Here is a 26,456-nt window from a genome sequence, read left to right on the forward strand (position 1 = left end):
GGAGGGGGCGCCGTGCGTTCGGGGCAATGGCTGATGTTGCTTGCGCCGCATCAAGCGCGGCCTGGTCGCCCGACTTTGCCCCGGAGCTCGCTGGGGTTGAGTACGTACTCGGGGCTGTCCACCAGACGTTGAACGGCCAAATCGATGAATGCACGGGCTCGTACTGGCTGGGACGACCTGCTTCCGAAGTAGACGAAGTAGCTGGCGTAGTCCGGCATGTGGTCCACGAGGATCGGGATCAGCTTGCCGGAGCGGATAAACGGTGCCGCGGTGACGCCCGCGAGCTGGGCCAGCACCTTGCCGGCCAGGACGGCTTGCAGCTCAAACAGCTCGTCGTTGCTGCAGATCGTCGGGGCGACTGGCTGGTCGGCGGCCTGGCCGTCGATCTTCACCCGCCACGGCAGCACTTTCCCCGTGCTCGGATGCCGATAGGCGCTGCAGCGGTGTGTGGCCAGGTCAGCCAACGACTCGGGCACACCGTGCTTCGCGAAGTAAGAAGGTGCACCGCAGATGGGCAACTGAACCGGGAACAGCCGTCGTGCAATCACGCCCTCATGGGGCGACGGGCCGAGGCGAAAGCCCACGTCCACGCGATCCTCCACCCAGTTGCCGATACGGTCGTCCAGCAGGACGTCGGGCTGGATCCCTGGATGCATATCGCAAAACTCGTCGACCAGGCGCCAAAGAATCGGCTGGAACGTGGTGCGAGGTCCCGTGATGCGCAGCGGGCCCGCAAATTCATCCCGTGCCGACTTGGCGGACTGCAGCGCTCTGTGCATTCCCGTCACGGCCGGCCGCACGTCTTCGAACAGCCGCTGTCCTGCATCGGTCAGCGACATCACACGCGTTGTCCGATGGAACAGGCGCACGTCCAGATGGGCTTCCAGCTGGGCCAATGCCTTGCTTGCCGCCTGGGGGCTGATGCCAAGGTCTGCTGCAGCTTTGCGCAGGCTGCCAAGTTCCGCTGCCTTGATGAAGGTCGTGATGGATCGAAGCTCGTTGATCGCCATGAGTGGCCTCCTCGCGGCTTTCATTGTCATTGAATTGATGCTAATTCAACAACTCAAATGCATCTATTCAGATGCCAGTCCCTTGCCTAAAGTTCGTGCCATCGAACCTCTACAAGGCAAAGCTCATGCAACACGTCGTTCTGAACAACGGTCTTCACATGCCCATGGTCGGGTATGGCGTCTTCCAGATCGCCGATGCCAATGAGTGCCAGCGCAGCGTCGTCGATGCCATCGAAGCCGGCTACCGGCTGATCGACACCGCCGCCTCCTACATGAACGAAGAAGCGGTCGGCAAGGGATTGCGCTCCAGTGGCGTGCCGCGTGACCAGCTCTTCGTCACCAGCAAGCTCTGGGTGCAGGAGGCCGGCTACGAGCGTACGCAGCAAGCCATCGACAAGTCCCTGCGTCGGCTGCAGCTCAGCTACCTCGACCTGTACCTGATTCACCAGCCCTTCGGCGACGTCCACGGTTCGTGGCGCGCGATGGAGGACGCCTACCGCGCGGGCAAGCTGCGCGCCATCGGCGTCAGCAACTTCCAACCGGACCGCCTGATGGACATCAAGGCGTTCAACGAGATTGCACCGGCGGTCAACCAAGTCGAAGTGAATCCCTTCCAGCAGCAGTTGGAAGCCGTGCCGTTCATGAGAGAGATGGGTGTGCAGGCCGAGGCCTGGGCTCCGTTTGCCGAAGGCCGCAACGGCCTCTTCCAGAACGAAGTGCTGCTCGGCATCGCCCGGCACTACGGCAAGTCGGTCGGCCAGGTGGTGCTGCGCTGGCTGGTACAGCGCGGGATCGTCGCGCTCGCCAAGTCCGTCCGCAAGGAGCGCATGGCAGAGAACATCGCCATCTTCGACTTCGCACTCAGCGACGCCCACATGGCAAGCATCGCCACGCTCGACACCAACACGAGCAGCTTTTTCTCTCACCGCGACCCGGCCATCGTCAAGTGGATGTCCGAGCGCAGGCTGGACATCTGAGTGACCGCGATGAACGCCGCGCAATCCTGCCCCATCCGCAACGAGAACAAGGTCCTGGCCATCATCGTTGCCAGCTACCTGATGATCGTCGTGGACATCTCCATTGTCATCACGGGTCTGCCCCGCATCCAGGCAAGTCTGGGCTTCACTTCGGCGCAACTGTCCTGGGTGACCAATGCCTATACGCTGGCTTTCGGTGGCTTGCTGCTCCTGGGTGCCCGCGCTGGCGACATCCTGGGCCGCCGGCGGATGTTCATCCTGGGGCTGGCGCTGTTCACACTCGCCTCCGTCTCCATCGGCCTGGCGCCTGGCGCAAGCTGGTTGCTGGTCTCCCGCGCAATTCAAGGTGTAGGCGCCGCCGTCCTTGCGCCGTCCACGCTCGCACTGCTGTCCACGCATTTCGCGGAGGGACCGGGCCGCACCCGGGCGCTCTCGCTGTACGCGGCGGCGGCCGGTGTCGGCGCAACCCTGGGCCTAGTCCTGGGCGGCCTGTTCGCTGATTTGGTGTCGTGGCGCGCAGGCTTTTTCATCAACCTGCCGATAGGGTTGCTGCTGATCGCCGCTGCGCGTGGCCACATTGCCGAGACTCGGAAGCAGGAAGGCCAGTTCGACGTGGGCGGCGCCATCAGCTCGACCATAGGGATGACGGCGCTGGTCTACGGCCTGGTTCGAGCAGCCGAAGCTGGCTGGCACGATGGCCTCGCACAGGGGGCCCTGGTCGGCGGCATGCTGATGATCCTGCTCTTCATCGGCATTGAGCGCCGGGTCCGGCAACCCATCCTGCCGCTGCGCCTGCTCACCAGCCCGCAGCGAGCCGGTGCGTACATCACGCGCATGCTCTTCCTGGGCGGCGCCGTTGGCTTCTGGTTCTTCTGTACGCAGTTCCTGCAGGGCGTGCTGCATCTGCGGCCCATGCAAGCCGGCATTGCCTTCCTGCCCGTGACGCTGCCCAACTTTGCCTCGGCCATGGCCGTGCCCGGGCTGGCCCGCCGCTTCGGCAACGAGACGCTGCTTCTCGCCGGCCTGCTGCTCGGGGTGGTGGGCCTTGCCTGGTTGGGTCAAGCGCATGCGCTATCGAGCTATTGGACGGGCATCGCCCCGCCCATGGTCCTGATCGGACTGGGCCAGGGCTTGTTGCTGGCTCCGCTGACCGCGGCCGGTGTGGCGGGAGTGGCGCGTGAGGACGCCGGTGCTGCCTCCGGCCTGGTCAACGTGGCTCACCAGTTGGGGGGAGCACTGGGGCTTGGACTGCTGGTTCTTGTCTTCGCCAGCGCTGGTTCGTCCATCGAGCAACAAGACAGTGCTGCCCTCGCGCATCGCATTGCTGCCGTCATGGACGTGGCCGCTGTGCTGCTCGGCCTGGCGCTGATCGTCTCGTGGTTCTTTATCGTCAAGCCGCACCGCCGCCATCAGGCGAAACAACAGGAGGCGCTCTCGTGAAATCACTGCTTTCAATGGCCTTGAGCGGTGCGGTGACAGCCGCTGCGGCGCAGTCAGCCGGTCCTGGCGCAATGCCGCCCGTCGTCGAAGTTCGCCCCGCGTCTGCGCAGCAGGTCAGCGTTGGATCGGCCGAGACGTTCACCGGCGACGTCCGCATCAGCTCACCCTTTCAGGCGCTGCTCCCCGGAACGGCCGGTGGAGCGACCGTCACGTTCACGGCCCGTGCGCGGACGGCCTGGCATACCCATCCGCTCGGTCAGACGCTGATCGTCACCGAGGGACAGGGCCTTGTGCAACAACAAGGCCAGCCGGCGCTCATCATTCGCCCTGGCGATGTCGTGACCATCCCGCCCAACGTGCGCCACTGGCATGGCGCCGGGCCTCAAGGCTCCATGACCCACATCGCCATCGCCGAGAAAGAAAACGGCAGCGCCGTCGCCTGGCAGGACAAACTCTGCGAGCAGGACTACCAGGCCGCCGTGGTGAGCGCAGGCCTTTCCGCGATGGCCGGCCAGAGGGCACAGCAGCCGCAGAAGCCACAGAAGCCACAGCAGGTCGTGCAGCCTGCGTCCGATTCGCTGAGCCCCAGGCAACGCGCCATTCCGCTCATCGCCGCCTTCACGGCAATCAGTGACATGCCCCGGCTGGGCATGGCACTGAACCAGGGGCTGGACGCGGGCATGACAGTCAGCGAGGCCAAGGAGGTCCTGGTGCAGCTCTATGCCTACGCGGGCTTCCCCAGAAGTCTCAATGCGCTCGGCGAACTGCTCAAGGTCGTCGAGCTGCGCAAGCAGCGCGGCCTGCAGGACGCTCCGGGTCACGACCCCAGCCGAGCCGTGTCCACCGGCCGTGAGTTGGTGCTGGCCGGCCAGGCCAATCAGGCCAAGATTTCAGGTGGACCGGTCCAGGGCCCGGTGTTCGAGTTCGCGCCGATCATCAATCAGTTTCTGCAGGCGCACCTGTTTGGCGACATTTTCGAGCGCGACAACCTCGATTGGCGCAGCCGCGAGCTGGCCACGGTCGGAGCGCTGGCTGCGACACCGGGCGCAGAGAACCAGCTGCGGTCCCACATGCGAGCCAGCCTGCGCGTGGGTCTGACCGCATCGCAACTGCGGCAGCTGAGCCAAGCGCTGGCGCAAGAGGTCGGCCCCGAGGTGGCAGCCCGCGCCAATGACGCACTCGTGCAGGCCCTCGACGCTGCATCCAAAGGCTGATGATGAGCATCACCCGCATCTTCCGCGCAGGAGCACTTGTCTTGGCTGTATCGCTGGCAGGTTGCGCCTCTCGTTCGGACAGTTCGCCGAGGCCCCTGGTCATTCAGCGCCAGGGCAGCTTCGCGGTCGGTGGCGTTGTGAAGACGGTGCCCGGCGTCTACGACAACGACAAGCCGACAAGCGCAGGGCAAAGCTTCCACGGCGATCACCTCTACGCCTTCTATCAGGTCCCGCAGAATCCGAGGCCTTTGCCCATCGTGATGCTGCACGGCGCCTTCCAGTCGGCTCGGAGCTGGGAAACGACGTCGGATGGCCGCGAGGGCTTCCAGAACCTGTTCCTGCGCCGCGGCTTCCCGGTCTACCTTGTCGATCAGCCGCGCCGAGGCAGGGCCGGCAACAGCACCGTCGCCACGACGACCGAGCCGACGCCCTACGACCAACTGTTCTTCGACCAGTTCCGTTTTGGCAAGTGGCCGAGCTATTTCGACAACGTGCAGTTCGACCGCCAGCCGGAGACACTGAACCAGTTCCTGCGCTCGGTGACGCCGAACACTGGCGCCTATGACGCCAACGTGATCGCCGAGGCGATGGCTGCGCTCTTCACCAAGACAGGCCCGGCCATCCTCTTCACGCACTCGCAGGGCGGCGGACCTGGCTGGCTGACAGCCATCAAGAGCGCCAACGTCAAGGGCGTCGTGGCGTTCGAGCCGGGCAGCGGCTTCATCTTCCCGCCGGGAGAACTGCCGGCCGACATGCCCAGCGCTGCGGGAACCCTGGCGCCGGAGGCTGTATCGGCACAAGACTTCCAAAAGCTCACCCGCATCCCCATCGTCATTTACTACGGCGACAACTTCCCGACTGAGCCCACCACCGAGCGCGGCCAGGACAACTGGCGCGTCCGGCTCGCCATGGCTCGCCTTTGGGTGGACGCCGTCAACAGGCACGGCGGAGATGCGCAGCTCGTGCATCTGCCTGAGGTGGGCATACGCGGGAACACCCACTTCATCATGTCCGACCTGAACAACGTCCAGATCGCGGACCTGGTGTCTTCCTTCCTCACCAGGAAGAGGCTCGATTGACCCTTTCGCCTGGTTCGCAAGAACCGCACAGATGTCTCAGTAGATCGGACGACCCATGACCCACGTATCCATTGACACGAAGCGCCGCGAGTTCCTGGGCACTTCGGCCATCGCAATTTCTGCAGCAGCCCTCGGAGCTACAGCCATGACCCTTCCCTCGCCGTCAACAGCGGCCGATTACAAGAAGAACCCCTTCACGCTCGTCTATGGCGACGCCATCACGCAGAACCTGCCTGGCAAGGTGAACATCCACCCGGTGAAGTACAAACTCGGTGGCTTGGACATCGTGGCCAATGTCTATACGCCGGCGAACTTCGACCCGTCAAGGAAGTACCCCGCTGTCGTCGTTGCACACCCCAACGGTGGTGTGAAAGAACAGACCGCCGGTCTGTATGCCCAACGCTTGGCTGAGCACGGCTACGTGGCGATCACGGCCGATGCAGCCTATCAAGGCGGCAGCGGCGGCCTGCCGCGTTCAGTGGACACGCCGATGAACCGCATCGAGGACATTCATGGCATGGCGGACTTCATCACCACCTACGCGGGCGTCGATTCAGATCGTCTCGGCCTCCTCGGCATCTGCGGTGGCGGCGGCTATTCGCTGGCAGCGGCGAAGACGGACAAGCGCTTCAAGTCCGTCGCAACGCTGAGCATGTTCAATTCCGGCAGGGTCCGCCGCAACGGTTTCGCAGACTCGCAGCTATCCACGATCCAGCAGCGCCTGAAGCAGGCCTCGGATGCCCGTGCTCAGCAGGCGGCCGGTGGCAAGATCCTCTACTCGGGCGATGCGGACATGACGGACGAGCAGATCGCAGCGCTGCCCTTCGAGATGTACCGACAGGGCTATGAGTACTACTGGCGCACGCATGCCCATCCCGGCTCGACCTTCAAGTACACGACGAGCAGCCTGCTGGACCTGATGCGCTGGGACGCCACTGACCAGATCGAACTGATCGAGCAACCCTTGTTGATGATTGCCGGCAGCAAGGCGGACAGCCTCTACATGACCGAGGAGGCGTTCGCCAAGGCCAGCGGTGCCAAGGACAAGGAGCTGTTCAAGATCCAGGGCGCAACCCACATTGAAACCTATTGGGTCCCTGAATACGTTGAGGCCGTGGTGGCCAAGCTGGTCCCGTTCTACGGGAAGAACATTTGACAGGGCGGGGTGAAACACTCCGATGCAACACGGGCGCGTGAAAGCGGCTGAGTCCAATGACAGTGAACGCCAATGCAGCCTGGCGGCTACTGGAGGGCCGTTCTCGCGGCTCATGGATGGGGGCCATCAACCCCTTGCTGTGGGTCAAGGCTTTGCTGATTAATGCCTGCTTAACAGCAGGGATCAATAGAACCGGTGAGCGGACTGGAATAAACATCAGCTTTATCCCGGTCCGTTTCGGTGCCTTGTTGAGGAGATGGCACCATCACCGGCTTGACACTACGCTGGAATGAAAACGCCTATCGCGTCAACATTTGTGCCGGAACGACCAAAGAATCCACCTGCTGCTTCAGTAGGAATGGGGCCGAAGGGTTTCCCTCCGTCGCCTCCGTAAGGGCCGTAGGACTTCTTGTTGGTGGTAATGGTCAGGGAATCAATTCGACTTCCGCTTCGCCCTTGTATCGTAACGATGTGCTCGTTGCTGCCAAACTCGATCACAGTTTCTTCGCCGCCCCCGCCACCATGACGTGCACCAGTGAGTTGTGTTCCGTCTGTAAGAAGCCATGTGGTTTGGATTGCATCGACCCTGGCTCCATGCCTGATCGAAATCCTCACAATTCGAACCACTTGGGTCAGATCATCGGAAAATTCGTCTCCACCCTGGCCGCCGACTTGTTGACTTTTCTTGTAAGGCATATAAATCTCCGTTGTCAATCGCCCTTGGTTTTTTGGCTTCTACGGGGCGATGTTCATAGAAGCATAAGGCTCGAAAGCCAGAAGCTGGATTCAATGATTGGCTGAATGGCGACAATGGCCGTGGGACGCTTTCAGTGCAAATGAGGTGCGGTCGACAAGAACAAGCTCTGACGTTCATTGACCAAAAGATCTCTCCGAAATGCACAAAGTCAACATGATTTGATTTCTGGATCTCAATAGCGGCACATCCAGTTTTCTTCCTGGCAGTGCGATCGTCATGGCAATATTTGCCACTTCCATCATCAGAAGTCTTCAGGTCATTCATTGCTGGCGTTTCATTCTGTCACATTGGATAAGCGGCGTCCATCGGAAGTTGTCAATTCAATCATTGGATTGAGAATGGCTTCTTCTTTTCAATGGGCGCGGTGCATTCTGATCGCGTCAAATGGCAGCAGTGCACACATTGCTGCCATTCCAGTCGTTACGGCCATTCGAGTCATTGCAGCCATTGCAGCCATTGATGTTGGTGAGCGGTGGCAGTCTCGATAAAACCGACAACTTCGGACCACAGATGAGCAACCGCAAAGGGGCAAGTCCGCCATCGCGGCTCATGCACAGGCGCTGCCGGCCCGAACCGGCCTTCACCAGGTGCACCACAGCAGGTCGCAGTGTCCAGACCCCAGGCTCCCCGGCATGATGGAGATGCCGGGGTTTCGCAGACAGCCAGCGAGCCGTCGGGTTTGTCTTTGACCTGGTATCAGGGATCTGTAGTTTGCCGCTTGACCTTCAACTCAAGTTGAAGCTTAAGCTCCTTATCCTCTCATCACAGAAGATGCTGCAAGGATCGATATGCAAACCATTTTGGGCGCCAATGGCCAGATCGCTGTGGAGCTGGCGCGCGAGCTCCACAGCAACTACACGCAGAACCTGCGCCTGGTCAGCCGCAAGCCGCGCAAGGTGAACGATACGGACGAGCTGGTGTCCGCCGACCTGATGAATCCCGCGCAAACCCTGGAGGCCGTGCGTGGCAGCGAGGTCGTGTACTTCACCGCTGGCCTGCCACCAGACACCGAGTTATGGGAGCGGCAATTTCCTGCCATGCTGCGCAACGCACTCGATGCCACGCGGGCAGCGGGGGCCAAATTTGTCTACTTCGACAACACCTACATGTACCCGCAAACCGCGCAGCGGCAGACCGAGGAAACCGCATTTGCCCCGGTGGGCCGAAAGGGGCGCGTGCGCGCCTTGATGGCCGAGATGGTGCTGGCCGAGATGCAGCGCGGCGATATCCCCGTCGCCATTGCCCGCGCGCCAGAGTTCTACGGCCCCGGCAAAACCCAAAGCATTACCAACACCCTGGTGATCGGCCCGCTCAAGGCGGGCCAGAAGGCCAAAGTGCCGGTCCGTGACGACAAGCTGCGCACCCTGATCTGGACGCCCGATGCAAGCCGCGCCATGGCAGCCATTGGCAATGCGCAAGATGCGTATGGCCAGACCTGGCATCTGCCTTGCTGGGACGAGCGGCTGACCTATCAGGCCTTTGTGAACTTGGCGGCTGCAACCTTTGGGGTTGAGCCGCGCTACAAGGTACTGAGCCACCTGGCCATGGTGGTTGCTGGCTGGGTCTCCAAGCCCGTGCGCGAACTGCGTGAACTGCTGCCACGCTACGCGCACGACAATGTGTTTGATTCGTCCAAGTTCAAGCGCCGCTTTCCCGACTTTGCTGTCACCAGCTACGCACAGGGCCTCAAGCACATCGCGCAGGAGTCTTCATGAGTACGCCACGTATCTTGCATGTCGTCACCAATGTCGCTCATTACGACGACCCTGCGCACGCCACAGGGCTGTGGCTGTCGGAGCTGACCCATGCATGGGATGTGTTTGCTGCGCAAGGGTACCCGCAGCAACTGGTGAGCCCGCTGGGTGGCGCCGTACCGCTGGAGCCGCGCGCACTCCAATGGCCGTTCTTCGATGCTTCGGCCAAAGCCTGGCTCGATGATCCCGCGCGCATGGCCCTGCTGGCGAACACTGCGGCACCTGCCGATATCGTCGCGAACGATTTCGATGCCATCTACTTCACTGGAGGGCATGCGGTGATGTGGGATTTTCCCGATAGTGCGGGGCTGCAGCGCATCACACGCAGATAGTGCGGGGCTGCAGCGCATCACACGCAGCATCTGGGAGCGAAGTGGCATCGTTGCATCGGTTTGCCACGGCTACTGCGGCCTGCTCAATACGCAGCTCAGCGACGGCTCTTTGCTGGTCGCGGGCAAACGGGTCACGGGTTTTTCATGGACGGAAGAAATCCTGGCCGGAGTGGCCCGGTCCATGCCCTACAACGCCGAGCAGGAAATGAAGATGCGCGGTGCGCGCTATCAAAAAGCCTTGCTGCCTTTTATCTCGTATGTGGTGGCCGATGGCCGCCTCATCACCGGGCAAAACCCGGGGTCGGCCAAAGCGACTGCAAAGCAGGTGGTGCAGGCTTTGGCAAGGCGCTAGGGCCGCGTTCCAAACTGGCGCAGGCCTATGCCACGCTTGCCCGCTTCTTGTGTCCTGTGCGCATGAGCTTGCCCATTTTTTCTTCGGCCGCTGCTTCAGAGGCCAGGGATTCGGATTGCTGGGCCAGTACATGGGAGAGCACGCGGCGTGCGTTGTCGTGGCAATCCATGTTGTCTGGCCGCGCTTCAATATCGGTCAACAAAGCCTGCAACTGCTTTTTGCTGGTTTGCAGCTTTTTCTCCATGGCCTTGATATCGGCAATTTTTTGGCGCAGCGCGCCCACGACGGCCTCATGGTCCCAGCCTTGCAGGCCGGGCGGCAAGAGTGCACGAATTTCATCCAGGCTGAAGCCCACGCCTTGCGCCATCGCAATCAGCTCCAGCATCTGCACCATCTCAGGCGGATAGCTGCGGTAGCCATTCGCGCCACGCTCAGCCGCTTGCAGCAGGCCGCTTTGCTCATAAAAACGAATGCGTGATGTGGACAGGCCTGTGCGTTTGCTCAGTTCACCAATGTTCATGCGCAACCTTCGACAAGGGCTCCTTGACCTTCAACAAGGCTTGAAGCTTATCGTACTCGCAAGCCCTTCGTTGCGGCGGCAATTTGCGGCGAGCGCGACGCGCCCTTGTCGAAGAATGCGTGCTGGCGGCCATTCAAGGGCCAAGACACCTACCTCGCATCGCCTGGCTTCCTTGTTCCACTGCGTCGCATGCAGATGTACGGCAGCACGAAGAGGTACAGACCGCTCAACAGCAAGAGAAAGAGCGGGGGCAGCGGCGAGTAGCTGACCCAGGAGGGAGGTTCCCCCTGCGCCCGGACAATGAAGTTGGCGATGACGGTGACCGTGAAGGCGACGGACAGCCAGCGGTGGATTTGCCGGATCCGATGGTTCCAGTTCAAGGCGGCCTCCCTTAGCGGCGCGCCTGGATCATCTTCCACCCGTTCCCCGACGGATCGCGGAAGCCTGCGTCCACGGTGCCGTACCGTGCCACGGGTTCCTGCGTGAATTCCACCCCGCTTGCGAGCATTCGGTCGTAGGCCGCGCGGCAGTCATCCACGGTCAGTACGAGGGGCGGCATGGCGCCTTTGGCCACAATCGCGCGCACTGCCTGCGCCGTTGCTGCGTCGAGCACGGGCGGGCCGGGTGTGAACAGGCCGAGCTGGAACGACGGTTGTTCCGGGTGCTGCACCGTGAGCCAGCGATAGTCGCCGTTTGCCACGTCCGTGTGGACGCGGAACCCGAGTTTGTCGACATAGAACGCGAGTGCTTCGTCTTGATCGCGCACATACAAACCAACCACTTCAACGCCTCGAATCATGGGATCTCCTGTTGTTCGGGTTCGTTTGTATCGCTTGTTGCCCGGCGTCGCTTCTCCGAAACTGCGGTCGTGAGGTCGGGGCGGTGCGCGGCGCTGACGATGCAGGCGGGCACGCGGCCCAGCTCGCGCATCGTCGCCCGGGCGCGCACCCGGACTGCGCTGGGACTGTCGCCTGTGATATCGCGGAAGGTGCGTCCGAAGGTGCCCAGGCTTGCCCAGCCTGTATCAAAGGCGATGTCGGTGATGGCCAGATCGGTTTCGCGCAGCAGCGTCATTGCCCGCTCGATGCGCCGCGTGAGCAAGTACCGGTGCGGCGGACTGCCGAAGGCCTGCTTGAACGACCGGGCGAAGTGCGCTTCGGACACGCCACTGACCTGCGCCAGTCGCCCGACAGGCCAGGCCTCGTGCGATGCGGCGTCAATGCTGTCCTTCGCGCGCAGCAGCCGGCGCAACAGTTCAGGATCCTGGTGTGCAAGGTCGTTGTTCATGCCGTCTCCGGTGCCATCGGGAAGCATTTTCGTCTCTTGGGAGTCCACGGTTTGGGAATAGACCCCTGCGCACGAACTGTATGGATGGACAGTAGAATTTCGGGCTCGATAGTTTCCACAAGGGAAGGGTCTGGACATGTCCGCAGAACTCGAACAAGAAGTCGTCTCAATCTTCGAAGACCGCCTTTGGCATCACAACGGCTGGGAGGCCCGCGTCATCAAGAATGAAGACGACGATGGCTGGGCCGTTGCCATGACCCAGGACGGCCAGGTGGAGCCAAGCCTGGTCGGCCCGTGGACCATGGGCCGCGACAAGAAAAATCCCAAGCCGCTGGACGTTTCCGCCTTCAACACGCTCGTGAAGACGGCGCACGAGGTGATGCGCCGGCATGAGCAGCATCTGGCAGCGCAGTTGCACAAGGATGTGCAGATCGTGGTGGGCGGGTCACGCGTGACCGTCTCTCTGGATATCGAGCCCGATGAGGACAATCCCAGCGCCACGCTCACCGCCACTGCTGCCGACGGCAGCGAGCTGGCCAAGGTGGGAGTCAGGCCGGACCATCAGCTCACCCGGACGTCTGCGCAAGCCTGGGCAGAGGCAGGCTACCCCCGTCCCAGCGAGGACTGAGCCGCGGGCAAGGCCGGGGAATCAGGGGGCTGCTTCACAGCTGCCTTCCAAGGCGGATATGCGGCTTTGCGGCTTTGCCACACGCTCTAGATGTGCAGCATGGCCAGCCCGCCCACGCCAAGGCCTAGCGCTGCCACGCCGAGCATGGCGTATTCCAGCCATTTCTTCTTGGTCAGCAGCGCGATGGCTGCAAGGGCAATGGCGACCTGCAGCGCGGTGGTGGCCTGCGCCCAGCGGTGATGCAGATGCATCTGCATCTCTGACTTCTCGTCCCATTGCCGGGCCTCGGCTTCCAGGCGGTCGGCATCGCGCTTGATGTCGTCCTTTTCCTTTTCGTAGCGCTCCACCTTGGCCTGGTAGGCCGCCCGCCTGTCCTCCGTGGTCGCCAGATCACGCGCGAACTCGGACAGCGATTGCTTGGTGCTCTTGGCCTGGAAGAAGGCCCACTGGTTGGCCGCTTCGGTCTTCTTGATGGCTGCGTCGTTCTTGTACAGCCCGGCATTGGCCTGGGTGGCGCCGCCCATGTACGCGAAGATGGCTCCCACCGTGGCGATGACTGCCGTGCACATGGCGATCTGGTTGGTCAGGCTGCCGCCGCCGATGCCGTGGTGGGCGGTTTGGCCATGCTCGCCATGGGCAGCATGTTCGAGTTCGTGATCGTGTGGGCCGTGGACGTGAAAGCCGCCGGAAGACATAGGTGCCAATTCCTTGATGCAATGGGGTGGCGCATTATGGGGCCGGCCTGGCGGCAATCCAGGGCTCCAGGATGTGCGGGGCGCATGGCCCGCTTGGAGGTCAGCGCCTTGGCTGACGGCCTGCAGATGGGGGAGTGGGATCAGGCGGCAGTCGCGCGGTGCGGCAGCGCTGCGAGCAGTATTTGACCTCGTCCCAATCACGTGCCCATTTTTTGCGCCATGTGAACGCAAGACCGCAGCACGCACACAGCTTGGAGGGCAGGTGGGGCTTCTTGTGCATGGCGCGGGCGTTCCTGCAGTTCAGCGCGTCAGCGTGGCCAGGGCGCGCCGGGCCAGCGCCCGTCCGCTGAGCCAGGCGCCTTCGACGCCTGCGCCGCACATCCAGTCGCCGCACAGGCCCAGGCCCGCAGGCGCGTCCCACCAGCAGCGGTTGACCAGGTGCGGCGCCGGCAGCGCATAGCGCCAACGGTGGGCAGTGACGCGCAGGCCGCCGGGCAGAGAGTCGGACAGAGAGCCGGCCAGTGGCCCGGCCAGGGCCCCGAATGCCTGCAGCAGTTGCCGGGCCACGGATTCGGCGTCCGACTCGATGTGATCCTGGCTCCACCGTGCACTGGCATGCAGCACCCAGGTCTGAGGTCCTTGCGGCACTTGCGGCCCCTGTCGCCCTGGCTTGGCGCTGTCGCGTGCCACCCAGCACAGCGGGCCATCCGTGATTTCTGCCGCATCCCAGTCCAGCGGCAGGGGGGCGTCGGTGCGCAGCATGGCCACCCAGCAAGGCTGCATGCGCGCGCTGGCAGCCAGTGCCGCCGCATAGGGCGAGACCGGCTCCAGCAAGGCTGCCGCCTGCGGTGCAGGCACTGCCAAAACCAGGGCGCAGTATTCCGATCCGATCTGCCCGTGTTCGGCACAGTGCACAGTCCAGCAGGCAGATTCGTACTGCAACTGCTGAACCGTGGCTTGCAGGTGCAGCCGTGCGCCATGCCCCTGTTGTGCAAGCCGCTGGACAAGAAACGCTGCGGGAGAGGTCATGCGCGGCACGCCCACCCAGCGGTCGGGGCCTGCATCTGCTGGCACCACGTCTTTGCCCTGCAGGCGCACTGTGCGCGGACGCCAGGCGGCGACAACGCCGTGCTGCTCCCACTGGCGCACCTCCTGCACAAACTCCGGGTCCTGGGCCGCAAACGATGGAGCGCCGTGATCGCACTGCCACGCACCCTGCGGATCCTGCGCGCGCCGCGTGCTCATGCGCCCGGATGGGCCTCGGCTTTTCTCGAAGATATCCACGCGGCAGCCAGCATCGGCCAGCAGCTGTGCACATGCCAAACCCGCCATTCCCGCGCCGATCACCGCGACGGGGGGCGCGCCGTTCACAAGGCCTCCTGGCTGTGCGCTTCCTGGTGGCGCTCATGGCTGACCCAGATCAGCGCGCCGGTATCGACGCCCAGTTCCGCGGCCTTGGCGACGATGGATTGCAGCGTCTGCGGGGGCAGTTTCGGCTCTCTGGCCAGTATCCAGCAGTACTGCGTGTCCGGCCCGAGGACCAGCGCCCAGCGGTAGTCAGGGTCCAGGGCGGCCACATGGTAGCCGCCGTAGAACGGGCCGAAGAAGGAGACCTTGAGCGAAGCCGTGTCCGGCTTGCCCGTGAACAAGGCCTTGCCGACGGCACGCTGCCACTGGCCCCGGGGCACGGAAAACCCCCGGTTCACCACCTTCACGCTGCCGTCTGCCTGCGGCGTGTACTCGGCGGTCACATCGGTCATGCCCCGCTCGAAACCATGGTCCAGCCGAGCCAGTTCGTACCACAGGCCCTGGTAGCGCTGCAGGTCGAACGGTGAGACGGGCGTGACCGAGCCGGGCGGGCGCATGCTGGCGCAACCGCTGGCCAGCAGGCCGGCGCCAAGGGCCGCTGCCAGCAGGGTGCGCCGCCTGGCGGTGAAGACGGGGCGGGGGGCGGGAAAGTTCATGCGTATGTCCTTGATGTTCTTGTCGTCTGCCGCCATCGGGCGACCAGCGGTTGCAGATCCGTGAGATGGCGCACCGGCGTGATGCCCGCGACCGGGCTGGAATAAAGCGCCGGGCATGCTCCACCGGCCCACAACTCGATGGCCGGCGGCAGGTGGCTGCGCAGCTCGCCCAGGCAAGCCTGCGCCATCGCTCCGTTGTGTGCGCTGCTGAAGCTCAGCCCCACGATGTCGGCGCGATGCGCCCGCGCGGCCTGTGCCACGTCGCCGATGGGCGTCTGGGTGCCCAGCGATACGCAGTTGCAGCCTTCCAGGGCCAGCAGGGCTTCGACCATGAGCAGCCCAAGTCCATGCATCTCCTGCGGCAGCGTGGTCAGCAACACCTTGGGCGCGGACGGCGGGGAAGGGGGGGCGAGCGAGGCGATCGCCTGCCTCAAGACGCCGGTGAGCACCTCGGTGTACAGGTGCTCTTCGAACACTTCAAAACGCCCCTGTGCCCAGAAATCGCCGACCGCCGTGGTCAGCGGGGCCACGAGCGTGGTCACGAAACCGGCCAGGCCCATGCGCGACTGGGCCAGGCTCAGGCAATGCCTGAGCTGGCCGGGATCATGGGCGGCAATGGCGTTGAGCATGGGGGCGAAGCGGTCAGAGTCTGCTGCGTTCTCTGAATTTGTCCTGGACAAATCCTTGCCCGGCGAGGTGTCGGAGCGGGCCAGCAGCGTCTGCAGGCCGTCCAGATCCACGCCCATCAGCTTGCTGGGGCGCAGTCCCGTATCCATGAGCCGCCGGATCAGGGTCAGTTGTCGAACCTGGTCTGCCGGGTAGCGGCGATCGCCTGCCGAATCCCGTTCAGGCCTTGGAAAACCGTAGCGTCTTTCCCAGACACGCAGGGTGTCCTTGGCAAGTCCGGTCTCGCGTTCGACGGCCGAGATGGGCAGCCCGGGGCCAGGCGCCAAAGGCAAGGGGTCAGAAAGTGGCGTCATTGATCTGAAGGGGACAAAACGTCCGGCCATGGCCGGGATGTTTTGAGGGATTTTGCGAATTGTCTAGGACAAAAATATGTTTTGTCCAATATATTACATAGAGAAACAAAGCGCAGGCCCGCTGGCCGCCACCCGGCAGCCGCTGGCGCGAGTGCTTTGTAGATCCCGGCCAGGAGATGACTGCCCCAGGCGCAGGCGAGGCTTCACACCATGATCGCCGCGCCCTTGTGCAGTCTTTCCGGCCACGCAGTTCGTACCGATGATCATCATGAATTTGTCCAACTGGCCACTGGCCCGCCGTCTCGCAGCTGCCTTCGCATGCGTCATCGCCATTTTTCTTCTTGTCATCGCGCTGGCCGTGAGCAGCCAGTCCCGGCTCAAGGAGGCCCAGCAATGGAACGAGCACACCTTCAAGGTCATGTCTCAGGGACAGCGCATGCTCACGGGCATGGTCAACATGGAGACGGCCTCGCGGGGCTATCTCCTGTCGGGTGACTCCCGTTTTCTTGCCCCCTGGGATGAAGGACTCAAGGAGTTCGAGGCCTCCTGGCAGGAGGCCGTACGCCTGACCGAGGACAACCCCGCCCAGCAGCGCCGCCTGGACGGTATCCGGCTGCGCCACCGTGAATTCGTGCAGGCGGTGCAGCCGCTGCAGGCTCTGCGGCGGCAAGTTCAGGATGGCACGGCGACGGTCGAGGATCTGGTTCGCGAGTTCTCCCTGGGGCGCGAGAAGGCGGCCATGGATGGGCTGCGCGCACTGCAGGCGGACCTGGTGCGAGAGGAGGAGCAGCTCATGGCCGAGCGCCTGACGCGCACCGAGTCGCTGGCGGCAATGACGCTGGCGTTCGAGCTGGGCGGCGCGCTGGTGGCCGTCGTGCTGGCCGCTCTGCTGGGGACCTGGGTCACGCGCTCCATCACCGGCCCCATCGGCCGGGCCATCCAGGTGGCACGCGCGGTGGCATGCGGGGATCTGACGCAGCGGGTGGAGGCCACCACCCACGATGAAGTGGGGACCCTGCTGCGCAGCCTCGGCGAGATGAGTGATGCGCTATCGCAGGTCGTGGCTGTCGTGCGCAGCGGCAGCGAATCCGTGGCAAGTGCAAGCACGCAGATTGCCCAGGGCAACACCGACCTGTCCTCGCGAACCGAAAGCCAGGCCAGCGCGCTTGAACAGACGGCGGCCTCCATGGAGCAGCTCGGAGCCACCGTGACCCAGAACGCGGATGGCGCGGGCAAGGCCAACGCGCTCGCGCAGCAGGCCAGCGGCGTGGCCGGGCAGGCGGGCGAGGTGGTCACCCAGGTCGTGGACACGATGAAGGGCATCAGTGAAAGTTCGCGCCGCATCGCCGACATCATCAACGTCATCGACGGCATCGCGTTCCAGACCAACATCCTGGCGCTGAACGCTGCGGTGGAGGCTGCGCGTGCCGGAGAACAAGGCCGCGGCTTCGCTGTAGTGGCCTCCGAGGTCCGCAGCCTGGCCGGCCGCAGCGCGGCGGCGGCCAAGGAGATCAAGGCCCTGATCTCCGACAGCGTCGAGCGGGTCGAACAGGGCTCTGTGCTGGCCGACCGTGCGGGGGGCACCATGGCTGAAGTGGTGACGAGCATACGCAGCGTCACCGACCTCATGGGCGAGATCAGCGCGGCTTCTGCCGAACAACGCAGCGGCGTGGCACAAGTGGGCGAGGCGGTCATGCAGATGGACCAGGCGACGCAGCAAAACGCGGCCCTGGTGGAGGAAATGGCGGCGGCAGCCACGAGCCTGCGCCAGCAGGCGCATGACCTTGTGCAGTCCGTGAGTGTTTTTCGCCTGGGGCCCCAGACGCAGGGTTGAGGCAGGGTTGGCGCTCGGTTGATGCACCGGTGAAGACACGGTGCGGGACCCTGGGAGAGCGGGCCCCTCTATAGGCGCCGGAGCATCAGCTGCTGCTGCCGTCCTGCCCGGGCACCGGCCGGCGTTCAAACAGTTGCGCCATGGCTTGGGCGGCTGCCTCGGCCGCTTCGGCGCGGCGCATCTCGGCCGCGTCTTCGAACCCGCAGCCCATGGCCTGGGCCTCGGTGCCGGCGTAGTCGGCCAGCGTCTCGGCGCTGTCGCGGATGCTTTGCAGGGCGCGAGCCACCACGTCCATGTGGCGATGGCCCTTGGGCGTCTCCAGCCATGCCAGGGCGAGCTGGGCGATGGCGGAAATCTCTGCACAGCCTTGCTGCACTAGATGGTCCACCTGGGTGAGGGCATTGGACAGCTGCCGGGTGCTGTGGCTGTCCTTGGCGGGAGTGGGCTGGGTGGTGGGGTTCATGCCTTGGCCCTCCGTGTGGAAGGGGCGGCGCCAAGAGAGGGCGCGCAGGCGAGTGCGAGGAAAACGGTGTTCATGCTTGATGCTCCATTGCAAAGCGAATTCACTGGCCTTTGCGATTGCATTGATCCGTGAATTGCATTGACAGACCTCGCTTTCGAAGAGGTTGTGCCGCTGTGTGACGGAGGTGTTTTGAAGCACCGGCCCCGTGACATGGGGCCGGTGCGGATGATAGCGCCGGCCGGGAGGGTCGGAGGCGGCAGGCCCGGCCATCCGGTTTTCCGAACGATGCAGGCGTTCCATCGTTCGGATTTCCGTGCCACCTTATGCATAAAAGTAAGGTCGATATAGGCGAATCAAGCAGTTAGCGCGGGGTGCAGGTGCCGGATGCGGCTGGCACGGTCTGTGCACTGTCAGGCGCAGGCCACGTGCATCGTGGTTGTGTATGCAGGGAGACAAGCCCGTCTTCGCTGTGGCATCCGGCCCGTGGCCGGCAGCCGTGGTGGCCGGGCTCGCTTGCAAGACCGAAATACGTCCAACGAAAAATCCGCATGAAATTCAACCGCTTGACCACCATGGTGCTCGTGGCCATGGTCCTCGGCGTGCTGGTGGGCTATGCCTGCAACAGCTACGCACCCACGCCCGAGGCCGCCAAGGAAATCGCCAGCTACTTCGGCATCCTCACCGATGTCTTCCTGCGCATGATCAAGATGATCATCGCGCCCCTGGTGTTCGCCACCCTGGTGTCGGGCCTGGCCAACATGGGCGACGCCAAGGCCGTGGGCCGCATCGGCGGCCGCGCGCTGGGCTGGTTCATCGTGGCCTCGTTCTGCTCGCTGGCCATCGGCCTGATCTATGCGAACGTGCTGCAGCCCGGCCATGGCCTGAGCGTGGCCCTGCCGTCGTCGGCCGAGGGCCTGAACCTCAAGACCTCGGCGCTGAACCTCAAGGACTTCATCGCCCACGTGTTCCCCAAGAACATCTTCGAGGCCATGGCGACCAACGAGGTGCTGCAGATCCTGGTGTTCGCGCTGTTCTTCGGCATTGCGCTGGGCAATCTGCACAACCAGGCCGCGCGCTCCATGGTGGGCCTGATGGACGAAGTGGTCCACATCATGCTCAAGGTCACCGACTACGTGATGCGCTTCGCCCCCGTGGGCGTGTTCGGCGCCGTGGCCGGCACCATCACCATCCATGGCCTGGGCATGCTGTCGGTGTTCGGCAAGTTCATGCTGTGCTTCTACCTGGCCCTGGCCACGCTGTGGGTGCTGCTGATCGTGGCCGGCTACTGCGTGCTGGGCCGTGACATCTTCCGCCTGCTGAACCTGATCCGCGGCCCGCTGCTGGTGGGCTTTTCCACGGCCAGCAGCGAATCGACCTATCCCAAGCTGATGGAGCAGCTGGAGAAGTTCGGCATCAAGCCGCGCATCATCGGCTTCGTGCTGCCGCTGGGCTACTCGTTCAACCTGGACGGCTCGATGGTCTACACCACCTTCCTGGCCATCTTCATCGCCCAGGCCTACGGCATCGACATGACGCTGACGGCCCAGATCACCATGCTGCTGGTGCTGATGGTCTCCAGCAAGGGCATTGCCGGCGTGCCGCGCGCATCGCTGGTGGTGGTGGCCGCCGTGCTGCCCATGTTCGGCCTGCCCGAGGCGGGCATCCTGCTGATCCTGGGCATCGACCACTTCCTGGACATGGGCCGCACCCTGACCAATGTGCTGGGCAATGCGATCGCCACGGCCGTGGTGGCCAAGTGGGAAGGCGCCGTCGATCCGACCGCGGCCACGGATGACGACGAGTCCCTGCTGCCCACGGACCATTCCGAGCAAGGGCGGCCCGCTGTCTCGGCCTGAGGCCCAGGCGGCGCGGGGGGGCACTGATAACATCGGTGCCTTCACCATGCCCGCCCGCCGCCCCCTGCGCCAGCTCATCCTGCTTTTGCTGTGGCTTGCCCTGAGCGGGCTGAGCGGCTGGGGTGCGTACCTGCTGGCGCAGCGGCTGGGCATCGCCGATCTGCGTGCCACGGGCATGCACCGGCTGGAGCTGTACGGCGCCAGCCTGCAGCGCGAGATCGGCAAATATGCCTTCCTGCCCGACGTGCTGGCACTGGAAGGCAATGTGCAAAGGCTGCTGGCCGAGCCCGGCGACGAGCAGCTCACCAACCGCGTCAACGCCTACCTGGAGCAGCTCAACGACCGCGCGGGCACGCTGACCGCCTACCTGGTCGATGCGCGCGGCCACGTCGTGGCCTCCAGCAACTGGCGGCGCACCGACAGCTACATGGGCGAGGACCTGAGCTTTCGCCCCTACTACCGCACGGCCATGGCCACGGGCAGCGCGCGCTTCTTCGGCATAGGCACCACGCGCGGCGAGCCCGGCTACTACCTGGCCTCCACCCTGGGCGACGACACCCACACGCTGGGCGTGGCCGTGGTCAAGGTCAGCCTGGACCAGCTGGAACAATCGTGGTCCACGGTGGAGGCGCCCGTGCTGGTGGGCGACGAGAACGGCGTCGTCATCCTGGGCACGGTCTCCGACTGGAAATTCACCACCTTGCGCACGCTGGACGAGGGCACGCGCGCCGCCTTCGACCACACGCGCCAGTACAACCGCCGCGCGCTGGAGCCGCTGGGCCTGCAGGTGCTGCGCGACCTGGGCCAGGGCGCGCGCCTGGTGCGCATTGCCCGCCATGGCGAGGAATCGCCGGGCTCGGTCTATCCGGTCAGCGGCCGCTTCCTGGCCCAGTCGCGCCAGCTGCCGGGCACGCCCTGGACGATCACCGTGCTCTCGCACCTGGAGCAGGTCGACCAGCTGGCCCAGAGCCGCGCGCTGGCCGCGGCCGTGGGCGCGGCCTTTGTGCTGCTGCTGGCCATGATGGTCAACGAGCGCCGCCGCCACCTGCGCGACCGGCTGGCCGCGCGCGAGGCTCTGCAGGCCGCGCACGACGAGCTCGAGCGCAAGGTGGAGCAGCGCACGGCCGACCTGTCGGCCGCCAACGAGGCGCTGCAGGCCGAGGTGGCCGAGCGCACCCACGCCGAGGCCACGCTGCGCGCCGCCCAGGACGAACTGGTGCAGGCCGGCAAGCTGGCCGTGATAGGCCAGCTGTCCACGGGCGTCGCCCATGAACTCAACCAGCCGCTGACGGCGCTGCGCACTCTGGCCGGCAACAGCCAGCGCTTTCTGGAGCGCGGCGATACCGAAACCACGCGCGTGAACCTGGAGCGCATGGCGCAGCTGGCCGACCGCATGGGCCGCATCACCGGCCAGCTGCGCAACTTCGCGCGCAAGTCCAGCGGCGCCAGCCAGGCCGTGCCGCTGGCGCATGCGCTGGACAATGCGCTGGCCGTGCTGGAGTCGCGCGTGGCCGAGACCGGCGCCCGCATCCTGCGCGATGACGGCGTGCCCGAGGCCGTGGCCTGGTGCGACCGCAACCGCATCGAGCAGGTGCTGATCAACCTGATCAACAACTCCCTGGACGCCATGCGCGGCCAGCCTGCGCCCTGCCTGGAGCTGGCCTGCGCCGTGGCCGATGGCCGCGCCCAGGTGACCGTGCGCGACCACGGCCCGGGCCTGAGCGAAGCGGCGCAGGCCCATCTGTTCCAGCCGTTCTTCACCACCAAGGAAGAGGGCGTGGGCCTGGGCCTGGGGCTGGCGCTGTCGGCCGGCATCGTGCGTGAATGCGGCGGCACGCTGACGGGCAGCAACCATCCGGGCGGCGGCGCCGTCTTCACGCTGAGCCTGGCCCTGGCTCCCTCCACACCCTCTGCCGACACACCATGACCGACGCCCTCAAAGTCCTGATCATCGAGGACGACCCCGACATCGTGCTCGGCTGCGAGCAGGCGCTGCAGCTCGAAGGCATCGCCTGCGAAAGCGTGGGCAGCGCCGAGCAGGCGCGCCGGCGCCTGTCGCGCGACTTCGCGGGCATCGTGGTCAGCGACATCCGCCTGCCGCGCATGGACGGCATGGCCTTCCTGCGCGAACTGGTGGCCATGGACCCGGAACTGCCCGTGGTGCTGATCACCGGCCACGGCGACATCTCCATGGCCGTGCAGGCCATGAAGGACGGCGCCCAGGACTTCATCCAGAAACCCTTCGCCCCCGAAACCCTGGTCGGCGCCGTGCGCCGCGCCCTGGAGCGCCGGCGCCTGGTGCTGGAAGTGCGGGCGCTGCGCCAGCAGCTGGACCAACGCGACAGCCTGGAGCACCGGCTGATAGGCCGCGCGCCCAACATGCGCCAGCTGCGCCAGATGCTCACGGGGCTGGCGCAGAGCGCGGCCGATGTGCTGATCCAGGGCGAGACCGGCACGGGCAAGGAACTGGTGGCGCGCTGTCTGCACGAAGCCAGCGCACGGCGCGATGGCAACTTCGTGGCCGTCAACTGCGGCGGCCTGCCCGACACGCTGTTCGACAGCGAAATGTTCGGCAGCGAGGCCGGCGCCTATACCGGCGCGGGCAAGAAGCGCATCGGCAAGCTGGAGCACGCCAGCGGCGGCACGCTGTTCCTGGACGAGATCGAGAGCATGCCCCTGCCCATGCAGATCAAGCTGCTGCGCGTGCTGCAGGAGCGTGTGCTGGAGCGCCTGGGCTCCAACACCCTGATCCCCATCGACTGCCGCGTGATCGCGGCCACCAAGGTGGATCTGCTGGAGTTGAGCCGGCAAGGGCTGTTCCGCGCCGACCTCTACTACCGCCTGAACGTGGCCACCGTCTCGCTGCCGCCGCTGCGCGAGCGGCGCGAGGACGTGCCGCTGCTGTTCGAGCACTTCGCGCTGCAGGGCGCCGCGCGCCACCAGCGGCCCGTGCCCGAGCTGACCACCGCGCGCGTGCAGCAGTTGCTGGGCTATGACTGGCCCGGCAACGTGCGCGAGCTGCGCAACGTGGCCGAGCGCACGGTGCTGGGCATCGAGACCGGCTCGCCCCCCTTCGGCCAGCCGGCCGGCACCACCGCGCAGGACGCCGCGCCCCGGCCGCTGTCCGCCGCTGTCGAGGCCTTCGAGCGCGCCCTCATCGCCGACGCCCTGCGCCGCCACGCCGGCAGCCTGGCGCGCACGGCCGAAGCCCTGTCCATGCCCAAGACCACGCTGCACGACAAGATCCGCAAGTACGGGTTGGATGGGTAGGGGCTGGTTGCCCGCCCCCAGCCCGGATTTTCGGGAAACGGCCTGGCCTACCTGGATTCGTAGGACGGGCGCAGTGCCGCAATCGCCTTTTGAATCGCAGCACGCACGGCGGGCCGGTCGATCACCTCGCCACAGTGCAGCACGGGCAATGGCTTGCCCTGTCCGGGACGGGTTTCGTCGCGCATGACGGCCATATCGCCGTTGGCGCCCTTGGTGTTCTCCCGCTGCACCTGCTCGGCAATGCCTGCCAGCACATCGATATCCCCGTGCATGCGCTGCACGACAACGGATGCCCAGGCATCTCCTTGGTCCTTGAGATAGGGCTCGGCCTGCTGTGTCAGGCAGCTTGCGATGGCATAGCTTTCAACGTCGCGCTGCACTTGCGTGCGAGCGCCACCTGCGGGATTCGTGTCTGGGGTGCAGCCGGCGATGGCTGGAACCAAAAGAAGCAAGGCCGCGCGCATCAAGTCAGCTCCCAAATTTCGTCTGTTGAGGTTGTGAGGGTCGACTGGCCCGGCCCGGCATGCGCAGCCGGTGTCTTGGTCTGGCTGTCCACAGTCCACTCCATTTAGCCAATCAATATATGTGAAAGGCCTGAGGTACCGGGTGTACCCAGGCCCTCAGCCGTTCGCAGCCGCCCTCAACCCCGCTCCCCGAACTCCACGCTTTCGCGCGTCCAGCGCCGCGCCTGCTCGCTCAGGCTCAGTCCCAGGCCCGGGCGCGTGGGTACGATCATGCGGCCATTGGCGATTTCCAGGCGTTCGTTGAACAGCGGCTCCAGCCAGTCGAAGTGTTCCACCCAGGGCTCGTTGGCGCAGATGGCGGCCAGGTGCACGTGCAGCTCCATGGCGAAGTGGGGCGCCAGGCTCAGATGGGCCAGTTCGGCCTGGGCGGCGATCTGCAGGAAGGGCGTGATGCCGCCCACGCGCGGCGCGTCGGGCATGAGGAAGTCGGCGCTGCGGTGGCGTATGAGATCGCCGTGCTCGGCGGCGCTGGTCAGCATCTCGCCGGTGGCGATCGGCGTGTCGAAGCGCGCGGCCAGCGCGGCATGGCCTTCGTGGTCGTAGGCGTCCAGCGGCTCCTCGATCCAGACCAGGTTGAATTCCTCGAAGACACGGCACATGCGCTGGGCCGTGGGGCGGTCCCATTGCTGGTTGGCGTCGACCATGATGGGCGCGGCATCGCCCAGGTGGGCGCGCATGGCCTCCACACGCCGTATGTCCAGCGCGCAGTCGGGCTGGCCCACCTTGAGCTTGATGCCGCCTATGCCGCGCTCCAGCGAGGCGCTGGCGTTGCGCTTGAGTTCATCCAGCGGCGTGTGCAGAAAGCCTCCCGAGGTGTTGTAGCAGCGCACGGATTCGCGCTGCGAGCCCAGCAGCTTGGACAGCGACAGGCCCGCGCGGCGCGCCTTGATGTCGTACAGCGCCACGTCGAAGGCCGCGATGGCCTGCACGGCCAGCCCGCTGCGGCCCACGGAGGCGCCGGCCCAGCACATGCGCGTCCACAGCCGTGTGATGTCGCTGGGGTCTTCGCCCAGCAGTTGGGGTGCGATTTCGCTGGCATGGGCGAACTGGCCGGGGCCGCCTGCGCGCTTGGCGTAGCTCAGGCCCAGGCCCCGGTGGCCGTCGCGGGTCTGGATCTCGGCGAACAGCATGGCGACCTCGGTCATGGGCTTTTGGCGGCCCGTGAGCACCTTGGCATCGCTGATGGGCCGGGCCAGGGGGAGGTAGCAGGACGACAGGCGTATCCACTGGATGCGGTCCTGGCTGGTGGTTTCGGAGAGCGCGGAAGAAGTCATGGCTGCGGGAGTGCGGTGGTTGGAAAAAGGACAGGGGCAGGCATCAGTCGATGCTGATCTTTGCGGCCTCGATGACCGTCTTCCAGCGCGCGTATTCCTGGCGCTGGAACTCGGCGAACTGCTGGGGCGTGCCGGCCACCATCTCGTAGCCGATGGAGACGAACTGCTCGCGCACCCGGGGATCGTTGAGCGCCTCGACAAAGGCCGCATGGGCCTTGTCGCGCAGCGCAGGCGGCAGGCCCTTGGGCGCGACGATGGCCTGCCAGGAGGCGACCTCCACGTTCTTCACCCCGGCCTCGGCCAGCGTGGGCAGGTCCGGCAGCACGGCCGAGCGGCGCGGGCTGGTCACGGCCAGGGCGCGCATCTTGCCGGCCCGGATGTGCTGGATCACGGCATTGATGTTCTGGAACGAGGCATCGACCTGGCCGCCGATCAGGTCGGCATGGGCCGGTGCGCCGCCCTTGTAGGGGATGTGCACGCCCTGGGTGCCCGTTTGCTGCCAGAACAGTTCGGCCGTCAGGTGGTCGCTGGAGCCGTGGCCGGCCGAGGCAAAGCTCATCTTGCCCGGATGGGCCTTGAGGTGGGCGACCACGTCGGCCACGCTTTTGTGCGGCGAGGCGGCAGGCACGACCAGCACGTTGGGCGACTGCACGGCCACGGTGATCAGGTCGAAGTCCTTGAGCGCGTCGTAGGGCAGGTTCTTGATCAGGTGGGGCACGATGACCAGCGGGCCCAGCGAGGTGACGAGAAAGGTCTGCCCGTCCGCCGCCGCGCGCTGCACGAAGGCTGCGCCGATGGTGCCCGTGGCGCCGGCCTTGTTCTCCACCACGAAGGACTGCCTGAGCTTCTCGCCCAGCCTGGGCGCCACGGCGCGCGCGACCTGGTCGGTGGAGCCGCCGGCGGGGAAAGGCACGACCAGGGTGACCGGCCTGTCTGGCCAGGCCTGGGCCGATGCAGAAAAGGCGGCGAGCGCGGCCAGGGCCAGCGCCATGGCACGAAGAATGTGATTCATCTTGTCTCCTGATTTGTGAATGACATCGTTGTCATTTCCGAGGAAATGAAAAAGCGCTGATGCCATTTTTTTGATGCA

Annotated in this window: 25 protein-coding genes and 1 pseudogene; 12 read left to right on the forward strand and 14 right to left on the reverse strand. The window is 65.0% G+C overall.

The features are described 5' to 3' along the window. Window positions 1-50: 50 nt before the first annotated feature. Window positions 51-1,010, reverse strand: a complete 960-nt coding sequence (locus tag IB269_RS06145; protein WP_013801970.1) for a LysR family transcriptional regulator — start codon at window positions 1,008-1,010, stop codon at window positions 51-53. Window positions 1,011-1,135: 125 nt separating this feature from the next. On the opposite strand from IB269_RS06145, the gene IB269_RS06150 reads away from it, so the two are divergent. From IB269_RS06150 to IB269_RS06170, 5 genes are read left to right on the forward strand one after another with little or no spacing between them, the layout of a single operon-like run. After that, window positions 1,136-1,987 (forward strand): aldo/keto reductase, encoded by an 852-nt coding sequence (locus tag IB269_RS06150; protein WP_099751594.1) that lies wholly within the window; start codon window positions 1,136-1,138, stop codon window positions 1,985-1,987. Window positions 1,988-1,996: 9 nt separating this feature from the next. Continuing rightward, window positions 1,997-3,427 carry an MFS transporter gene (locus tag IB269_RS06155; protein ID WP_192366656.1) on the forward strand — a complete coding sequence of 477 codons (1,431 nt, stop codon included), beginning with the start codon at window positions 1,997-1,999 and terminating at the stop codon, window positions 3,425-3,427. Next, window positions 3,424-4,641, forward strand: a complete 1,218-nt coding sequence (locus IB269_RS06160) for a cupin domain-containing carboxymuconolactone decarboxylase family protein (RefSeq protein WP_192366657.1) — start codon at window positions 3,424-3,426, stop codon at window positions 4,639-4,641. Before IB269_RS06155 ends, IB269_RS06160 begins: the two co-directional genes overlap by 4 nt. Beyond that, window positions 4,641-5,720: an alpha/beta hydrolase gene (locus IB269_RS06165; protein ID WP_412523744.1), complete on the forward strand. Its 1,080-nt coding sequence runs from the start codon at window positions 4,641-4,643 to the stop codon at window positions 5,718-5,720. Before IB269_RS06160 ends, IB269_RS06165 begins: the two co-directional genes overlap by 1 nt. Before the next feature lie 55 nt (window positions 5,721-5,775). Continuing rightward, the gene (locus IB269_RS06170; protein WP_192366659.1) at window positions 5,776-6,876 is read left to right on the forward strand and encodes an alpha/beta hydrolase; all 1,101 of its coding nucleotides are present in this window, start codon (window positions 5,776-5,778) and stop codon (window positions 6,874-6,876) included. 279 nt (window positions 6,877-7,155) lie between these two features. On the opposite strand, the gene IB269_RS06175 is transcribed toward IB269_RS06170, so the two are convergent. Beyond that, window positions 7,156-7,572 carry a jacalin-like lectin gene (locus IB269_RS06175; RefSeq protein ID WP_192366660.1) on the reverse strand — a complete coding sequence of 139 codons (417 nt, stop codon included), beginning with the start codon at window positions 7,570-7,572 and terminating at the stop codon, window positions 7,156-7,158. Between the two features lie 849 nt (window positions 7,573-8,421). Between IB269_RS06175 and IB269_RS06180 the strand changes: the two genes are divergently transcribed. Next, entirely contained in the window at window positions 8,422-9,348 is a 927-nt protein-coding gene (locus IB269_RS06180) for an NAD-dependent epimerase/dehydratase family protein (RefSeq protein WP_192366661.1), read from the forward strand. After that, window positions 9,345-10,071, forward strand: a pseudogene (locus IB269_RS29245) (type 1 glutamine amidotransferase domain-containing protein). The gene IB269_RS06180 and the pseudogene IB269_RS29245 overlap by 4 nt, the downstream one beginning before the upstream one ends. Window positions 10,072-10,096: 25 nt before the next feature. On the opposite strand, the gene IB269_RS06190 reads toward IB269_RS29245, so the two are convergent. The 3 genes from IB269_RS06190 to IB269_RS06205 form a co-directional block, all read right to left on the reverse strand. Then, window positions 10,097-10,591 (reverse strand): MerR family transcriptional regulator, encoded by a 495-nt coding sequence (locus IB269_RS06190; protein WP_065346639.1) that lies wholly within the window; start codon window positions 10,589-10,591, stop codon window positions 10,097-10,099. 391 nt (window positions 10,592-10,982) lie between these two features. Continuing rightward, window positions 10,983-11,390, reverse strand: coding sequence for a VOC family protein (locus IB269_RS06200; protein ID WP_065346641.1), 408 nt, complete (start codon window positions 11,388-11,390; stop codon window positions 10,983-10,985). Continuing rightward, complete coding sequence (locus IB269_RS06205) at window positions 11,387-11,878, reverse strand: helix-turn-helix domain-containing protein (RefSeq protein ID WP_088165458.1); 492 nt, start codon at window positions 11,876-11,878, stop codon at window positions 11,387-11,389. Before IB269_RS06205 ends, IB269_RS06200 begins: the two co-directional genes overlap by 4 nt. A gap of 136 nt (window positions 11,879-12,014) precedes the next feature. On the opposite strand from IB269_RS06205, the gene IB269_RS06210 reads away from it, so the two are divergent. Further along, entirely contained in the window at window positions 12,015-12,506 is a 492-nt protein-coding gene (locus IB269_RS06210) for a hypothetical protein (RefSeq protein WP_012206106.1), read from the forward strand. 86 nt (window positions 12,507-12,592) lie between these two features. Here the strand turns inward: IB269_RS06210 and IB269_RS06215 are convergent, their stop codons facing one another. The 5 genes from IB269_RS06215 to IB269_RS06235 form a co-directional block, all read right to left on the reverse strand. Then, window positions 12,593-13,201, reverse strand: coding sequence for a DUF4337 domain-containing protein (locus IB269_RS06215; protein ID WP_192366663.1), 609 nt, complete (start codon window positions 13,199-13,201; stop codon window positions 12,593-12,595). A gap of 100 nt (window positions 13,202-13,301) precedes the next feature. Next, window positions 13,302-13,481 (reverse strand): DUF2256 domain-containing protein, encoded by a 180-nt coding sequence (locus IB269_RS06220; protein WP_013801983.1) that lies wholly within the window; start codon window positions 13,479-13,481, stop codon window positions 13,302-13,304. 20 nt (window positions 13,482-13,501) lie between these two features. Continuing rightward, a complete protein-coding gene (locus IB269_RS06225; RefSeq protein WP_192366664.1) occupies window positions 13,502-14,572 on the reverse strand; it encodes an NAD(P)/FAD-dependent oxidoreductase in 1,071 nt (356 codons plus the stop codon). Then, complete coding sequence (locus tag IB269_RS06230; protein WP_043821577.1) at window positions 14,569-15,201, reverse strand: lipocalin family protein; 633 nt, start codon at window positions 15,199-15,201, stop codon at window positions 14,569-14,571. The genes IB269_RS06225 and IB269_RS06230 overlap by 4 nt, the downstream gene beginning before the upstream one ends. Continuing rightward, entirely contained in the window at window positions 15,162-16,145 is a 984-nt protein-coding gene (locus tag IB269_RS06235) for a MerR family transcriptional regulator (RefSeq protein WP_225613972.1), read from the reverse strand. Before IB269_RS06235 ends, IB269_RS06230 begins: the two co-directional genes overlap by 40 nt. A gap of 259 nt (window positions 16,146-16,404) precedes the next feature. Between IB269_RS06235 and IB269_RS06240 the strand changes: the two genes are divergently transcribed. Beyond that, window positions 16,405-17,979 (forward strand): methyl-accepting chemotaxis protein, encoded by a 1,575-nt coding sequence (locus IB269_RS06240; RefSeq protein ID WP_192366666.1) that lies wholly within the window; start codon window positions 16,405-16,407, stop codon window positions 17,977-17,979. Window positions 17,980-18,064: 85 nt separating this feature from the next. Here IB269_RS06240 and IB269_RS06245 read toward each other — a convergent pair whose 3' ends face one another. Continuing rightward, window positions 18,065-18,442 carry a hypothetical protein gene (locus IB269_RS06245; protein WP_192366667.1) on the reverse strand — a complete coding sequence of 126 codons (378 nt, stop codon included), beginning with the start codon at window positions 18,440-18,442 and terminating at the stop codon, window positions 18,065-18,067. Between the two features lie 548 nt (window positions 18,443-18,990). On the opposite strand from IB269_RS06245, the gene IB269_RS06250 reads away from it, so the two are divergent. From IB269_RS06250 to IB269_RS06260, 3 genes are read left to right on the forward strand one after another with little or no spacing between them, the layout of a single operon-like run. Then, window positions 18,991-20,298, forward strand: coding sequence for a dicarboxylate/amino acid:cation symporter (locus tag IB269_RS06250; protein WP_043821572.1), 1,308 nt, complete (start codon window positions 18,991-18,993; stop codon window positions 20,296-20,298). 46 nt (window positions 20,299-20,344) lie between these two features. Next, entirely contained in the window at window positions 20,345-22,225 is a 1,881-nt protein-coding gene (locus IB269_RS06255; RefSeq protein WP_034394780.1) for a sensor histidine kinase, read from the forward strand. Further along, window positions 22,222-23,568 (forward strand): sigma-54-dependent transcriptional regulator, encoded by a 1,347-nt coding sequence (locus IB269_RS06260; RefSeq protein ID WP_047216938.1) that lies wholly within the window; start codon window positions 22,222-22,224, stop codon window positions 23,566-23,568. Before IB269_RS06255 ends, IB269_RS06260 begins: the two co-directional genes overlap by 4 nt. Window positions 23,569-23,615: 47 nt before the next feature. On the opposite strand, the gene IB269_RS06265 is transcribed toward IB269_RS06260, so the two are convergent. From IB269_RS06265 to IB269_RS06275, 3 genes are all read right to left on the reverse strand, one after another. After that, the gene (locus tag IB269_RS06265) at window positions 23,616-24,032 is read right to left on the reverse strand and encodes a hypothetical protein (protein ID WP_192366920.1); all 417 of its coding nucleotides are present in this window, start codon (window positions 24,030-24,032) and stop codon (window positions 23,616-23,618) included. Window positions 24,033-24,208: 176 nt separating this feature from the next. Then, window positions 24,209-25,366 carry an L-talarate/galactarate dehydratase gene (locus tag IB269_RS06270; protein WP_192366668.1) on the reverse strand — a complete coding sequence of 386 codons (1,158 nt, stop codon included), beginning with the start codon at window positions 25,364-25,366 and terminating at the stop codon, window positions 24,209-24,211. Window positions 25,367-25,409: 43 nt separating this feature from the next. Continuing rightward, window positions 25,410-26,378 (reverse strand): Bug family tripartite tricarboxylate transporter substrate binding protein, encoded by a 969-nt coding sequence (locus IB269_RS06275; RefSeq protein ID WP_192366669.1) that lies wholly within the window; start codon window positions 26,376-26,378, stop codon window positions 25,410-25,412. Between the last annotated feature and the right edge of the window lie 78 nt (window positions 26,379-26,456).

It is taken from the genome of Delftia sp. DLF01, from assembly GCF_014852125.1.
GTDB lineage: Bacteria > Pseudomonadota > Gammaproteobacteria > Burkholderiales > Burkholderiaceae_C > Comamonas > Comamonas acidovorans.